Annotated in this window: 14 protein-coding genes; 7 read left to right on the top strand and 7 right to left on the bottom strand. The window is 74.0% G+C overall.

The annotated features are described in order from the left end of the window. Nucleotides 1–22 precede the first annotated feature (22 nt). Both BM142_RS13265 and BM142_RS13260 read right to left on the bottom strand, forming a co-directional pair. Complete coding sequence (locus tag BM142_RS13265; protein ID WP_092199507.1) at nt 23–508, bottom strand: polyadenylate-specific 3'-exoribonuclease AS; 486 nt, start codon at nt 506–508, stop codon at nt 23–25. A 43-nt stretch (nt 509–551) separates the two neighbouring features. Beyond that, complete coding sequence (locus BM142_RS13260) at nt 552–1,469, bottom strand: short-chain dehydrogenase/reductase (RefSeq protein WP_092199341.1); 918 nt, start codon at nt 1,467–1,469, stop codon at nt 552–554. 107 nt (nt 1,470–1,576) lie between these two features. On the opposite strand from BM142_RS13260, the gene BM142_RS13255 reads away from it, so the two are divergent. From BM142_RS13255 to BM142_RS13245, 3 genes are read left to right on the top strand one after another with little or no spacing between them, the layout of a single operon-like run. Continuing rightward, nucleotides 1,577–3,109 (top strand): flavin-containing monooxygenase, encoded by a 1,533-nt coding sequence (locus BM142_RS13255; protein WP_092199338.1) that lies wholly within the window; start codon nt 1,577–1,579, stop codon nt 3,107–3,109. Then, the gene (locus tag BM142_RS13250) at nt 3,106–4,056 is read left to right on the top strand and encodes an alpha/beta fold hydrolase (RefSeq protein ID WP_092199335.1); all 951 of its coding nucleotides are present in this window, start codon (nt 3,106–3,108) and stop codon (nt 4,054–4,056) included. The genes BM142_RS13255 and BM142_RS13250 overlap by 4 nt, the downstream gene beginning before the upstream one ends. A gap of 13 nt (nt 4,057–4,069) precedes the next feature. Beyond that, a complete protein-coding gene (locus BM142_RS13245; RefSeq protein WP_092199332.1) occupies nt 4,070–4,660 on the top strand; it encodes a TetR/AcrR family transcriptional regulator in 591 nt (196 codons plus the stop codon). A gap of 135 nt (nt 4,661–4,795) precedes the next feature. Here the strand turns inward: BM142_RS13245 and BM142_RS13240 are convergent, their stop codons facing one another. Continuing rightward, a complete protein-coding gene (locus BM142_RS13240; RefSeq protein ID WP_254790878.1) occupies nt 4,796–5,557 on the bottom strand; it encodes a lysophospholipid acyltransferase family protein in 762 nt (253 codons plus the stop codon). Nucleotides 5,558–5,679: 122 nt separating this feature from the next. Here BM142_RS13240 and BM142_RS13235 point away from each other — a divergent pair, with 122 nt between their 5' ends. Genes BM142_RS13235 through BM142_RS13225 form a run of 3 tightly spaced genes read left to right on the top strand, consistent with a single transcriptional unit; the run spans nt 5,680 to nt 8,450 of the window. Then, nucleotides 5,680–6,507 carry an alpha/beta hydrolase gene (locus BM142_RS13235; protein ID WP_254790876.1) on the top strand — a complete coding sequence of 276 codons (828 nt, stop codon included), beginning with the start codon at nt 5,680–5,682 and terminating at the stop codon, nt 6,505–6,507. Further along, a complete protein-coding gene (locus tag BM142_RS13230; RefSeq protein WP_092199329.1) occupies nt 6,504–7,199 on the top strand; it encodes a hypothetical protein in 696 nt (231 codons plus the stop codon). Before BM142_RS13235 ends, BM142_RS13230 begins: the two co-directional genes overlap by 4 nt. A gap of 9 nt (nt 7,200–7,208) precedes the next feature. Further along, entirely contained in the window at nt 7,209–8,450 is a 1,242-nt protein-coding gene (locus BM142_RS13225; RefSeq protein ID WP_092199327.1) for an ornithine cyclodeaminase, nickel-pincer nucleotide-dependent, read from the top strand. Between the two features lie 93 nt (nt 8,451–8,543). Here BM142_RS13225 and BM142_RS13220 read toward each other — a convergent pair whose 3' ends face one another. From BM142_RS13220 to BM142_RS13205, 4 genes are read right to left on the bottom strand one after another with little or no spacing between them, the layout of a single operon-like run. Then, nucleotides 8,544–9,533, bottom strand: a complete 990-nt coding sequence (locus BM142_RS13220; protein ID WP_092199324.1) for an ROK family glucokinase — start codon at nt 9,531–9,533, stop codon at nt 8,544–8,546. Then, nucleotides 9,530–9,916, bottom strand: coding sequence for a hypothetical protein (locus BM142_RS13215; protein ID WP_092199321.1), 387 nt, complete (start codon nt 9,914–9,916; stop codon nt 9,530–9,532). The genes BM142_RS13220 and BM142_RS13215 overlap by 4 nt, the downstream gene beginning before the upstream one ends. Then, nucleotides 9,913–11,058 (bottom strand): ArsA family ATPase, encoded by a 1,146-nt coding sequence (locus tag BM142_RS13210; RefSeq protein ID WP_092199318.1) that lies wholly within the window; start codon nt 11,056–11,058, stop codon nt 9,913–9,915. The genes BM142_RS13215 and BM142_RS13210 overlap by 4 nt, the downstream gene beginning before the upstream one ends. A 6-nt stretch (nt 11,059–11,064) precedes the next feature. Further along, on the bottom strand, nt 11,065–11,496 hold the full coding sequence (locus tag BM142_RS13205) for an SRPBCC family protein (protein WP_092199315.1): 432 nt from the start codon (nt 11,494–11,496) through the stop codon (nt 11,065–11,067). 154 nt (nt 11,497–11,650) lie between these two features. On the opposite strand from BM142_RS13205, the gene BM142_RS13200 reads away from it, so the two are divergent. Further along, nucleotides 11,651–13,444, top strand: a complete 1,794-nt coding sequence (locus BM142_RS13200) for an AMP-dependent synthetase/ligase (RefSeq protein ID WP_092199312.1) — start codon at nt 11,651–11,653, stop codon at nt 13,442–13,444. Nucleotides 13,445–13,503 lie beyond the last annotated feature (59 nt).

The following is a 13,503-nucleotide window of genomic DNA, read 5'->3' as shown; positions in this document are numbered from 1 at the left end:
CGCCGAGCGTGGTGAGGCGACCTCAGGGACGGGCGGCCTCCATGGCGTGCCAGCGCTCGAGGTTGTAGCGGGCGTCGACCAGCGCATCGTGCGTGCCCTGCGGCTTGGGCGGCAGCGCCGGCTGCCCGAGGTCGTCCCACCGCTGCCGCAGTTCCCGGGTGAACCGCGGGATCGGCCGCGGCAGGGCCGGCATCGCACCCCACAGCTGGCAGAGCGCGACGTGGTCGTAGGCGCCGAACCACGCCCACAGCTCGATCTCCTCGCCCGGCCCGGTGAGGAACGCGAGCAGGTCCTCGCGGATCCGCTCGCGGCTGCGCCACGCCGTGTCCGCCGGCGGGGGCAGCTGGTCCAGCACGTTGCGCCGCACCCACGGGATGGCCTTGTCCGGGTCGAACTGGGTGCTGACGGCGTAGAACTCGCGGCCCGCCTCGTCGACGACGCCGATGGAGACGAGGTCGATGGTGGTGCCGTCCTCGATGAACTCGGTGTCGTAGAAGAAGCGCCGCACGATGTCCACCGTAGGTGGCGCGAGCACCACCGATGCGCAGCCCTCAGGCGGGCCCGTTCCTGCGCTGCGCCCCGATGGAGTTCGCGCCGAACTCCTGCCCCTCCAGCGCCGCGATGTCGCGCTCGAGCTGCGGGACCCGGGTCGCCGAGACCCGCAGGGCCACCTTCTCCGCGACCACGCCGGTCACCAGCTGGCGCAGCGCGGAGACGACGCCGACCGACCCGGGGACGAACACGCGTCGGCCCCGGGTCTCCAGGTTCTCCACGAGCGCGTCGGCGCAGGCCTCGACCGAGGTGTAGGCACCGAGCGGCCCGGGGAGCTGCCGCCGCGTGGCCTTGAAGGTGGGCAGCGCGTTCTCGGTGTCGCGCACCATGTCGGTGTCGATCCACGTCGGGTGCGCGCTCGCGACGGTGACGCCGCGGTGCGCGACCTCCAGCCGGAGGGCGTCGCCGAACCGCTCGACACCGGCCTTGGCGGCGCAGTAGGCGCTCATCCCGGGGAGGACCGTGAAGGCGGCGGCGGAGCTGATCAGCTGCACGTGGCCTCTCCGCTTGGCGATCTCGGGCAGCGCGGCGTGCGTGGTGAGCATCGCGCCGATCAGGTTGACCTCGATCGTGCGGGCCAGTGCGTGCGCCGAACTGGTCATGACCGTGGTCAGCGGTGCGATGCCCGCGTTGGCGACCACGATGTCCAGACCGCCGAAGGTGTCCACGGCGCGCCGGACCGCGGCCGTCAGCGCGTCGGCGTCGGTGACGTCGGCCTCCACCCACAGGTGCTCGGGCCCCAGCTCGTCGGCGACGGCAGCCAGCCGGTCGGGCTCCAGGCCCACCAGCGCGACGCGGGCCCCGCGCGCGGCGGCACGGCGGGCCAGTTCGGCGCCGATGCCGCGGGCCGCGCCGGTGATCAGCACCGCCCGGCCGGCCAGCGGGGTGCGGGGACGCGTCCTGCGGAGTGACGGCACGGGGGCTCCTCGGGGTCGGCTCGGGCGCTCGGATTGAGCACTGCTCAACAACTGTTGTAGCTTGTTGAGCGTTGCTCAGCAAACCGGGACCGCGAAGGAGCCGATCGGTGACCAGCACGCTCGAGAGCCAGCCCGCCACGGGCACCGACGCCGTCCGCGACGTGGGCGTGGCCATCATCGGGTCCGGTTTCGCCGGCCTCGGCATGGCGATCGCGCTGCGGCGCCGGGGCGAGACCGACGTCGTGCTCCTCGAGCGCGCGGGGGACGTCGGCGGCACGTGGCGGGACAACACCTATCCCGGCGCGGCCTGCGACGTGCAGTCCAACCTCTACTCCTTCTCCTTCGCCCAGAACCCCCACTGGGGCCGCTCCTACTCCGAGCAGCCCGAGATCCAGGCCTACCTGCAGCGGACCGCCGACCGGTTCGACGTGCGCCGGCACTGCGTCTTCGGCGCCGACGTGACGTCGGCCCGCTGGGACGACGAGGCACGGCGCTGGCTGGTCTCCACCACGGCCGGCGAGTTCCGCGCCCGCGTCCTGGTCTCCGCGGCCGGCGCCCTGGCCGACCCCACCTATCCCGACATCCCCGGGCTGGACTCCTTCGCCGGCACGGTCATGCACTCGGCGCGCTGGGACCACGAGCACGACCTGGCCGGTGAACGGGTCGCCGTCGTCGGCACCGGCGCCTCGGCGATCCAGGTCGTCCCGGCGATCCAGCCGGTCGTGGGCAGCCTCGCCGTCTACCAGCGCACTCCCGCGTGGGTGGTCCCCCGCACCGACCACCCGGTGAAGCCCTGGATGCAGAAGCTCTACCGGTCGGTCCCCGGCCTGCAGAACGCGATCCGGGCTGCCCTGTACCTCTTCCGCGAGTTCCTGGTCATCGGCATGGCCAAGAACCGACGCTTTCTCAGGCCCGTCGGCAAACTCGCCAAGGCCCACCTGCACCGCCAGGTCCGGGACCCCAAGCTCCGCCGGGCCCTCACGCCGGACTACACGATCGGCTGCAAGCGGATCCTGATCAGCAACGACTACTTCCCGGCGGTCGCGGCACCCAACGCCGAGCTGGTGACCGCGGGCATCCGCGAGGTCCGGCCGCACTCGATCGTCACCACCGACGGCGTCGAGCGCCGCACCGACACCATCGTGCTGGCGACCGGCTTCCACGTGACCGACCTGCCGATCGCGGAGCGGATCCACGGCCGCCAGGGGCGCACCCTGGCCCAGGTCTGGGCCGACGGGATGGTCAGCAACCGCAGCGCCACCGTCGCCGGCTTCCCCAACCTGTTCCTGCTGGTCGGCCCGAACGTGGGCGTGGGACACACGTCGATGGTCTACATGATCGAGTCGCAGGTGGCCTACGTCGACGACGCGCTGCGGACCATGGACGCCGAGGGGCTCGAGGTCCTGGAGACCACCCCGGAGGCACAGGAGGCCTGGCGCTCGCTGATCGCCGAGAAGTCGGCGGGCACGGTGTGGCTGGCCGGCGGCTGCGCCAGCTGGTACCTCGACCGGCACGGGCACAACACCACGCTGTGGCCCGACTTCACCTTCCGGTTCCGGCGGCTCACGAGGAAGCTCGACCGCGAGAACTACGTCGGCGTCCCGGCCGCGGCGGCCGAGCGCCCGGAGGTGGCGGCATGAGCGCCGGAACCGTCCTCCGCCAGGTGGCGGCGGTCCGCACCCCCGACGGCGCCGTCCTGCACGCCGTCGTCGACGGTGCCGACGACGCCCCCGTCACGCTGGTCCTCGCGCACGGCTGGACGCTCGCCCAGGCCGCCTGGGACGACGTCGCCGAGCTCCTCACCCCCCGGATCGCCGCCGGGGAGCTGCGGCTGGTGCGCTACGACCAGCGCGGGCACGGACGCTCCACCTGGGGGCGGTACGCCGACGACGTGGGCGAGCTGTCCATCGACCAGCTCGGCGCCGACCTCGGCGAGCTCGTCGACGAGCTGGCGCCCACCGGCCCGGTCGTGCTCGCCGGGCACTCGATGGGCGGCATGACGATCATGTGCCTGGCCGCGGCCCGGCCCGAGCTGTTCGGCGACCGCGTCCGCGGCGTCGCCCTGGTCTCGACGTCCGCCGGTGACCTCGCCCCGCCCGGGCGGACGCGCGCCGAACGGCTGCAGCTGAAGCTGGCGCCGGGCATGGTGTCGGTCGCCATCGGCGGCGCGCGGGTCCTCGAGCGGCTGCGCGAGCTGCTGCCGCCAACCCATCCGCGGCACCGGACGCTGGTGCGCGAGCTCCTCTACGGCGCCGACGCCACCGACGACATGGTGCGTGCGGGGGCGGAGATCATGCACGCGACGACCGTCCGCGCGTTCGCCGCCTTCTACCCGGCGCTCGGCGAGCACGACAAGCGCCGGGAACTGGCGGCGCTGACGAGCGTCCCGGTCGAGATCCTGGTCGGCGACAGCGACAAGCTCACGCCGGTGCGGCACAGCCGTCACCTGGCCGAGGCGATCCTGGGCGCCTCCCTGCACGTGGCGGAACGGACCGGGCACATGCTGCCCCAGGAGCGGGCGGGGCTCGCGGCGGAGGCGATCGGCCGGCTGCTCGTGGCCGCGGCCGCCGACCGGCTCCCGGCCTGAGCGGGCCGCCCCGGTGACGGCGTCCTCCCGGCCCGGCCCGCCCCGGCTGCGTCGCTCGGCCGGGGACCGCCGGGCACAGCTGGTCCAGATCGGGCTGGAGCTGCTGCCGACGACGCCGGTGCAGGAGCTGACCATCGACGAGGTCGCCCGGAGGGCCGGCATCAGCCGCAGCCTGCTGTTCCACTACTTCGCGAACAAGCGGGAGTACTACACCGCCGTCACCCGGGCGGCGGCCGATCTGCTGCTCGACCATCTCCTGCCCGAACCCGGCACCCCGGCCGAGCAGCAGGTCACCGGCATGCTGGACCGCTACGTCGGGTGGGTGGAGACGTTCCCGGAGACCTACCTGGCGTTCGTCCGCGGCGCCGGCGGTGGCGACCCGTGGGTGTCGGAGGTCTACGAGGAGACCCGCGGCCGGCTGGTCCAGGTGGCGCTGACCACGCTCGACCTGCCCGACGACGCCCTGCGCCGTCAGCTGGTGCTGGCCTGGTTCGCCTTCACCGAGGACCTCGTCGGGTCCTGGGTGCAGGAGCCGACAGTGACCCGTGCGGAGCTGCTCGACCTGCTGCGCGACGTGCTCGACCGCCTCGTCGCCCGCGGCTAGGCAGCCACGGCGCGGCCGGGTTCCGGTGCACGCCGCGTGTCCCTCAGGGACGTCGTGCGCGGACAGGCAGTTCTCGGGCGCGGAACTGCTGGTCTGCGCACACTGTTCGACCGGTGGAGAAGGCGACGCAGCGGGTCAGCCGGCGAGCGTCGTGGGAGCGCGGTCGGCGGCCTCGTCCGGCGGCGGCTGGAGCCGGGCCACGACGTCGGGCGCGCTGGCGCCGGTCGCGTCCATCGACTTCTTCACCGTCGCGCCGTAGACGTCGACGTACTCCTGGCCCGACAGCGTCATGATCTCGTACATGATCTCGTCGGTGATCGAGCGCTCGACGAAGCGGTCACCGGCCATGCCCTCGTAGCGGGAGAAGTCCAACGGGGCGCCGAACCGGACGGTGACCCGGGTGATCCGCTTGCCGAACGGCAGCTTCCTCTTGCGGTAGACCATCGCGACCGGGATGACCGGGGCCCCGGTCTCCAGCGCCATGCGGGCCACGCCGATCTTGCCGCGGAAGAGCCGGCCGTCCGGGGAACGCGTGCCCTCCGGGTAGATGCCGAGGACCTTGCCCTCGTGGAGCGTGCGGATCCCCGTCCGGATGGCGCCCTCGGCAGCCGACGCGCTCGACCGGTCGATGGGCACCTGGCCCGCCCCGGAGAAGAAGGCGCGCTGGGCCGCACCCTTGAGGCCGGTGCCGGTGAAGTACTCGGCCTTGGCGAGGAAGGTGACGCGGCGCTTGAGCTGGAGGGGCATGAAGATCCAGTCCGCGGCCGACAGGTGGTTGCTCGCCAGGATCGCGGCACCGGTCGCCGGCACGTGCTCCGTGCCCTCGGCGCGCGGCCGGAAGGCGGCGCGCACCGCCGGGCCGATCGCGACGAACTTGAGGAACCAGTAGAACAACACGCCTCCACTCGTGAGCTGCCAGACTAGGGAGCCTGACGGCTGAATCACAATCGGCCGGACGTGTGACCTGTTCCGAGCACCCCTGCCGGTCGGCACCGCCACCGGACGCCGAGGAGGACCCTGTGTCTGGACCGACCGCGCCGCACGGCGTCATGCCCGGCGCCGAGCCGTTCGCCTTCCCGGGCGGGGACGGTCCGGACGGCCGGACCGGTGTCCTCCTGCTGCACGGCTTCACCGGCACCCCCATGAGCATGCGGCCGTGGGGGGAGCACCTCGCGGCGGAGGGCTTCGCCGTGCGCTGCCCCCTGCTGCCCGGGCACGGCACCCGCTGGCAGGACTGCAACGCCAGTACGCACGACCAGTGGACGGCGACGGTCGAGCAGTCCTTCGACGAGCTGGCCGCCGACTGCGACCGGGTGTTCGTCGCGGGCCTGTCCATGGGCGGCACGCTGGCCACCCGGCTGGCACAGGTGCGCCCCGACGACGTCGCCGGGCTGCTGCTGGTCAACCCGGCCCTCCTCACCCAGCGGGTGGACGCCAAGCTGCTGCCGCTGCTCGCCCGCATCACGCCGAGCTGGGCGCCGATCGCCAGCGACATCAAGAAGCCGGGGGTGACCGAGCTGGCCTACCCGAAGCTGCCGACCCGGGCGATGATGCAGCTGCGCGGGCTGTGGGCCGCCACCCGGGCCGACCTGGGCACGGTCACCGCGCCGGTCATCGTGTTCCACAGCACCGAGGACCACGTGGTCGAGCCGGTCAACAGCACGATCCTGCTCGCCGGCGTCGGCAGCACGGACACGACCGAGGTGCTGCTCGAGGACAGCTACCACGTCGCGACCCTGGACAACGACGCCCCGACGATCTTCGCCGGCTCCGTCGACTGGATCCGTGCGCACGTGCGGGCCGGGGACGACCAGGGCACGGGGAACGCCGCGGCGGAACCACGATGAACGTCCGCCGCGGACGCGGCCGGCGCGACAACGGCCTGCAGGCCACGCTCTGGAGCCCGCTGCGAGACGTCGACCCGCGCGTCGGCGAGCACCTGCTCGACCTGCTGCACGCCGTCGGCATCGCCGCCTACCTGGAGCCGTCGGCCGACGTGGAGCCCTACACGCGGTCGGTCAGCCTGCCCAGCCCGCCGTCCGACCGGCTGTTCGTCGACCGCTCCCGCCGGGGCGAGGCGCGTGCGGTCGTGGACCAGCACGTGCCCGCTCCCGACCCGCCGCCCGTCCCGGCCCCCGAGCCGGAGCCGGCCCCCGTCCGCCCCGGGCTGGACGAGGACGCCGAGTGGGCGCGGATCGTCGCCGCGTTCGAGGCCGAGCACGGCCGCGCGGTGGTCCAGGAGGAGCCGGCGGACGTCCCGGCGCCTCCCCCGCACGAACTGCCCGTGCTGGACCGGCCCGAGGAGCACTTCCGGCCACCTCCCGCTCCCCCGATCCCGGCGCCCGCGCCCGCCTCGCTCTACGCGCTGCTGCTGGTCGTGGGGGGCGTGCTGCTCATCGGCGCGCCGGGCATCCTGCGGCTGTCGGCGGACGTGGGTCTGGTCCTGGGCGTCCTGGCCATCGCCGGCGGCGTCGCCCTGCTGGTGTCCCGGATGCGGGACCGTTCCGAGGACGACGGCGACGACGGCGCCGTCGTCTAGCGTGCCGGTGTGACCACTGCCGCGCACACCGCCACGGTCACGGTGACCGGGCATCTCGTCGACACCGGCATCCTCGCCCGCATCCTCGACGACGTCCTCGAGTACGGCGGGGACTACCGCATCGAGACTCTCGACCTCGGCCGGCAGCACGAGGACGAGTCGCGGGCGCTCATCGAGGTGAGCGCCGACGGGGCGGACCTGCTGGACCGGATCCTCATGCGGGTGCAGATCCACGGGGCCAACGCGGTCGACCCGGGAACGGCGCTCACCCGCCCGGCGCCGGCCGACGGGGTCTTCCCCGACGACTTCTACTCCACCACCAACCTGGAGACCCTCGTCCGGCTGGACCGGGAGTGGCTGCGGGTGCGGCAGCCCGAGATGGACTGCGGCCTGGTCGTCACCACCGACGACGGGCAGGCGGTGGTCCGCACCGTGCCGGTGAGTGACGTGCGCGCCGGCGACGCCGTCGTCTGCGGCGCCCACGGTGTCCGGGTGGAGCTGCCGGCGCAGGCGCCGCGCGGCGAGGAGGACGACTTCGGGTTCATGTCCTCGGCGGTGTCCAGCGAGAAGCCGCAGGCGCTGCTGGTCCGCCAGATCGCCGAGCGGATGCGCGAGGTCAAGGCCGCGGGCAAGCGGATCCTGTGGGTCGGCGGTCCGGCGGTCGTGCACACCGGCGCCGCGCCGGCCATGGTGCGGCTGGTCCGCGCCGGGTTCGTCGACGTCCTCTTCGCCGGCAACGCCCTGGCCACCCACGACATCGAGTCGGCGCTGTACGGCACCTCGCTGGGTGTGGACCTGGCGAAGGGCTCGGGGGTCCCGCACGGGCACGAGCACCACATCCGGGCGATCAACACCATCCGGGCGGCGGGTTCGATCGCGGCGGCGGTGCGCTCCGGCGTCCTCACCGGCGGCGTCATGCATGCGATGGTCGAGGCCGGGAAGCCGTTCGTGCTGGTGGGCTCCGTGCGCGACGACGGACCGCTGCCCGACGTGCACACCGACGTGATCGAGGGTCAGCGGGCGATGCGCGCGGAGCTCCCGGACGTCGGCTTCGCGATCATGGTCGCGACGATGCTGCACTCCATCGCGACCGGGAACCTGCTGCCGGCGTCGGTCCCGCTGGTCAGCGTGGACATCAACCCGGCCACCGTCACGAAGCTGGCCGACCGCGGTAGCGCCCAGGCGATGGGCATCATCACCGACATCGGCCTGTTCCTCGAGCAGCTGGCCCGCGAGCTCGCCCCGGAATAGCTCCTGTCGGCCCCGTCCGGAGGCTCGCCCCGAGCTTGCGAGGGGTGAGGGGGACGGGGTCCTTCTACCCTCCGGGGCCCACTCGGCGCGACCTCAGGCGTCGCCTTCCCGGACGGCCTGCCGCACGAGGTCGGCGGCGCCGACCATGCCCGCCTGGGGGCCGAGCGCGGCGACCACGACCCGGGGACCGGGACGGAAGCCCCGGCCGGGCAGGGCGCGCTCCAGCCGGTCGCGGGCGGGCCCGAGCACCATCTCGCCGAGCTTGCTCACCCCGCCCCCGATGACGACGACGTCGGGGTCGAGGACGGCGGCCAGGTCGGCGATGCCCTGCCCGAGCCAGACCCCCACCTCGGTGATCAGCTCCAGGGCCAGCGGGTCGCCGTCGGCGGCGGCGCGCGCGACGTCCTCCCCGGTGAGCCGGTCGGGTTCGCAGTCGACGCGCTCCAGCAGCCGCGCCGCCGCGGCCGGCGACGTGCGGGCCACCTCGCGGGCGGTCTGCCCCAGCGCCGTCCCGCTGGCGTACTGCTCCCAGCAGCCGCGGTTGCCGCACGCGCAGAGCCGGCCGTCGGGGACGACGCGCATGTGCCCCCACTCCCCCGCCACCCCGTGCGAGCCCCGGCGCAGCCGCCCGTCCATGACGATGCCGCCGCCGATCCCGGTGCCGAGCGTGATCATCAGCGCCAGGTCCGCCCCGCGGGCGGCGCCGTAGCGGTACTCGGCCCAGGCCGCGGCGTCGGCGTCGTTGCCGACCCAGAGCGGCCGCTGCAGCCGCGCGGCGAGGTCCTTGCGCAGGGTGGAGTTGCGCCAGGCGAGGTGCGGGCTGAACAGCACCGTGTCGCCGGTGCGGTCGAACCATCCGGCGGCACCGACGCCGACGCCGACCAGTTCCCCCGGGTGTCCCTCCGCCAGCTCGTCCACCACAGCCGCGATGGCGTCCTCGGTGTCGGACACCGAGGCGCCCGGCGTGGCCCGGCGGGCGGTGGCGAGGATCGTCCCGTCCTGGGCGACGACCCCTCCGGCGACCTTGGTGCCGCCGATGTCGATGCCGAGCGCCGCCGGCCCGGCGGCAACCGGGTCGGTCACGCGATGTCGATCTGCTGGACCGGCGCCGGCGGCTCCGGCCGGCGATCCTCGGCCTCCTCCGCCGCCGGCTCCTCCGGCGGGCGCCCGGCCGCAGCGACCGTCCGCAGCGCCGTGGCCGCGGCGGTGAGCAGGTCGGCGAGGGCCGCGTTCACCTCGGGACGCTCGCCACGCACGACGGCCGCGGCCTGGCAGACCGGGCACCACCGGCAGTCGGCGGCGTGCCCGGTGCCGTCGGAGGACGTCGTGCCGTCGGAGGACGTCGTGCCGTCGGAGGACGTCGTGGCGCCGGCCCCGGTCGTGGGGTCGACGACGGAGGCGAGGCCACCGCGCAGGGCCTCGACGAGGCGCTGCGCCTGGTCGATCCAGTCGGTTCCGGGTGTCATGACGTCCTTCTCTCGGCGCTGAGCAGATCGGCGGGCCAGAGCTGTGGGTCGGGGCGGAAGCCCACCTCGAGGCGGGCCGCGGCGGTCCCCGGCTCGGCGAGCCGCCCGCCCGTCACCTCGCACCGGCGGAGCAGCGGATCCAGCCGGACCGAGCGCCGGACCCCGCCGACGGTCAGCACCAGGTCGTCCACCCACCGGGTCAGCGTCACCGCGCCCCGCTCGGCGAAGGGCAGCGGGAGGGCCAGCCGCCACGCCCCCTCGTACCGCTCGGGCACGGGGGCCCCGAACCCGGCGCTGTCCGGCAGTTCCCCGTCGAGCAGGGCACCGACCTGGTCCGGGCCGTCCGGCGCGACGGGCAGCTCGGGGACCCGCAGCACCGGGGCGACGTCGGCGAGGCCGGTCAGCGCCGCCTCCTGCTCGGCGGCACGGGCGGTGGTCCACTCGTCGTCCCCGGCCAGGGGCAGCACGCGGCTGAGGACGGCGCCGGCTCGCAGGCCGTGCAGCCCCAGCACCGCCGCCGCCGTGCGCAGCGGTGCCGACGACGCGGCGCGGGGGGCGGCCACCAGGTACACGCCGGTCGTGGTGGGGTCGGCCAGCCGGTCGCGGGCGAGCAGCGCCTCGAGCGCCGGGACGGCGGACAGGGCGGCGTCCACCGGGCCGCGGCGCACCGCGCCGGACACCACGGCCGCCGTCCGGACGGCACCGAGTGCCCGCATGCCCGGCGGCATGAGCTGCGCCAGCCACCACCGCAGGGTGACCGGCAGGTTGACCAGGGCCAGGGCGGACTCGACCGGGCCGGCGTCGACCACGACCAGCTCGGCGTCGGCCCGGGCGAGCTCGGCGAACAGCGCGACGTCGGCGGCGCCCGGCAGCGGGACCACGGAGGTGGCCGGGGGCAGGGTCAGCTGCGGCAGCACGGCACCAGCCGTGCCGGCGACCCCGGACCAGATGCCCTCGACGGCCGCCTGCGGGTCGACGGTGACGACGGTCAGCCCCGGCTCGACCTCCAGCCCCGCGACGGCCGGACGCTGCCGGGAGAGCAGGACGGTGTGCCGCCCGGCGCGGGCGGCCCGGACCGCCGCGGCCGCGGCCAGGGACGAGGTGCCGGCGCCGCCGGGGCCGGTGAGGATCAGCGTGCGCACGCCGGATCAGCCCTCGACGCGCTTCTTGAGCTCCTTGAGAGCGGTGTCCAGGATGACCTTCTCGGCCTTGCGCTTGATCATCCCGAGCATCGGGATGGACAGGTCGATGGTGATCGCGTAGGTGACCTCGGTGGCGCCGTCGCGCTCGGCGAGCGTGTAGGAGCCCTCCTGGCGCTTCTGCATCTGCCCCTTGACCAGGTTCCAGGACACCTTGCGGTCGTCCTCCCAGGTGTAGGCGAGGACGTAGTCGTCCTTGACCGCCCCGGCGTCGAGGACGAAGTGGACCCGGGTGGCGCGGCCGTCGGGCCCGGTCTCCAGGACCTCCACCTGCTTCGCGGCGGCCACCCACTGCGGATAGGCGGGGAAATCGGCGATGACCGCCATGACGTCGGCGGCGGGTGCGTCGACGACGATCGACTGGGTGGACTGGTCGGCCATGGGCAGCAGGCTAACCGCTCGACCCCTCCGTGCGGGCCGACGGCCCGACGCTCTGCTACTCACGGGTAGGCACAGCCGCTAGATTCGACCCGATGTCCCTGACCGGGGCCGGGGGCGACGGTGCCCCTGGACGGCGGGGAGGAGAGGACCAGGCGTGCGCGAGTTCAGCGTTCCTGCGACCACCGAGGTGGGCCCGGACGAGGCCCTGACCGACATGCTCGCCACCAACGTCGCCGAGCACGGAGCCGAGGTCGGCCTGCGCAGGCGACGGAACGGGCAGTGGCACGACGTCACCTGGACGGAGTTCGGCGCCGAGGTGTCGGGGGTCGCGAAGGGGCTCGTCGCCGCCGGCGTGGCTGCCGGCGACCGGGTGGCCCTGCAGGCGAAGACCCGCTACGAGTGGACCGTCCTCGACTTCGCCATCTGGACGGCCGGCGCCGTCGTCGTCCCGATCTACGAGACCTCCAGCCCGGACCAGGTGGCCTGGATCCTCTCCGACTCCGGGGCCACCGCCATCGTCGTCGAGCGGGACGAGCACGCCGCCGCCGTGGAGTCCGTCCGGGAGCAGGCGCCCGACCTGCGGTCGGTCCACGTGATCGAGGACGGCGCCGTCGACCAGCTGATCCAGGCCGGCCGGGACGTCCCCGACAGCGAGCTCGCCACGCGCCGCGGCACCCTCAGGGCCGAGAGCCCCGCCACCCTGATCTACACCAGCGGCACGACCGGTCGCCCCAAGGGCTGCGAGCTCACCCACGGCAACTTCCTGTTCGAGATCGGCAACGGGATGAGCCTGCTGGGCCGCTTCATGAACATGCAGGGCTCCCTGCTGCTGTTCATCCCGCTGGCGCACGTGCTCGCCCGCGTCCTGCAGGTGGGTGCGGTCAAGACCCGCACGGTCATCGGTCACACCCCCGACGTCTCGAACCTCGTCGAGGACCTCGGCGAGTTCAAGCCGACGTTCGTCCTCGCCGTCCCGCGGGTGTTCGAGAAGGTGTTCAACAGCGCCAAGGCCAAGGCCGAGGGCGACGGCAAGGGGAAGATCTTCGACAAGGCCGCCCAGGTGGCCATCGACTGGTCGCGCGCGCAGGACACCGGCGGCGCCGGCCTGGCGCTGCGGGCCCAGCACGCCCTGTTCGACAAGCTGGTCTACGGCAAGCTGCGGGCCGCCCTGGGCGGGCGCTGCGAGGGCGCGATCTCCGGCGGCGCGCCGCTGGGTGACCGGCTGGGCCACTTCTTCCGCGGCATCGGCGTCACCGTCTACGAGGGCTACGGCCTGACCGAGACGACCGCCGCCGCGTCGGTCAACCACGACGACGGGATCCGGATCGGCACCGTGGGCCGGCCGCTGCCCGGGGTCGAGTTCCGCATCGCCGACGACGGCGAGGTGCTCATCCGCGGCGGCATCGTCATGCGCGGCTACTGGCGCAACGAGGACGCCACCCGGGAGGCCATCGACGCCGAGGGCTTCTTCCACACCGGTGACCTCGGTGAGCTCGACAGCGACGGCTTCCTGAAGATCACCGGGCGCAAGAAGGAGATCCTGGTGACCGCCGGCGGCAAGAACGTCGCGCCCGCCGTCCTCGAGGACCGGCTGCGCGCGCACCGCCTGGTCAGCCAGTGCATCGTCGTCGGCGACCAGCGTCCGTTCATCGGCGCCCTGATCACGCTGGACGCCGAAGCGCTGCCGCAGTGGCTGGAGTCCAAGGGGAAGCCGGCCGACCAGCCGATCGAGCAGGTCCGCGAGGACCCGGAGCTCCAGGCCGAGATCGACGCCGCGGTCAAGGACGCGAACAGGGCCGTCTCGCAGGCCGAGGCGATCAAGAAGTTCACGATCCTGGGCACCGACTTCACCGAGGACAACGGCATGCTCACCCCGAGCCTGAAGCTCAAGCGCGCCGTGGTGATGAAGGAGTTCGGCGACGAGGTCGAGGGGCTCTACGCCCGCTGACACCGCCCGCCGAGGTCCCGCCCGCTGCTCCCCACCCTCCTCCGGGTGGGGAGCAGCGG

The sequence above is a fragment of the Blastococcus tunisiensis genome (assembly GCF_900112815.1).
GTDB lineage: Bacteria > Actinomycetota > Actinomycetes > Mycobacteriales > Geodermatophilaceae > Blastococcus_B > Blastococcus_B tunisiensis.
Note: the sequence above shows the minus strand (reverse complement) of the source record. Positions and strands in the feature narration are given on the sequence as shown.

Excerpts from the sequence above, each read along its gene's own strand:
- BM142_RS13250 (WP_092199335.1), top strand. The coding sequence starts at position 3,106 with ATGAGCGCCGGAACCGTCCTCCGCCAGGTGGCGGCGGTCCGCACCCCC.
- BM142_RS13230 (WP_092199329.1), top strand. The coding sequence starts at position 6,504 with ATGAACGTCCGCCGCGGACGCGGCCGGCGCGACAACGGCCTGCAGGCC.
- BM142_RS13215 (WP_092199321.1), bottom strand. The coding sequence starts at position 9,916 with ATGACACCCGGAACCGACTGGATCGACCAGGCGCAGCGCCTCGTCGAG.
- BM142_RS13205 (WP_092199315.1), bottom strand. The coding sequence starts at position 11,496 with ATGGCCGACCAGTCCACCCAGTCGATCGTCGTCGACGCACCCGCCGCC.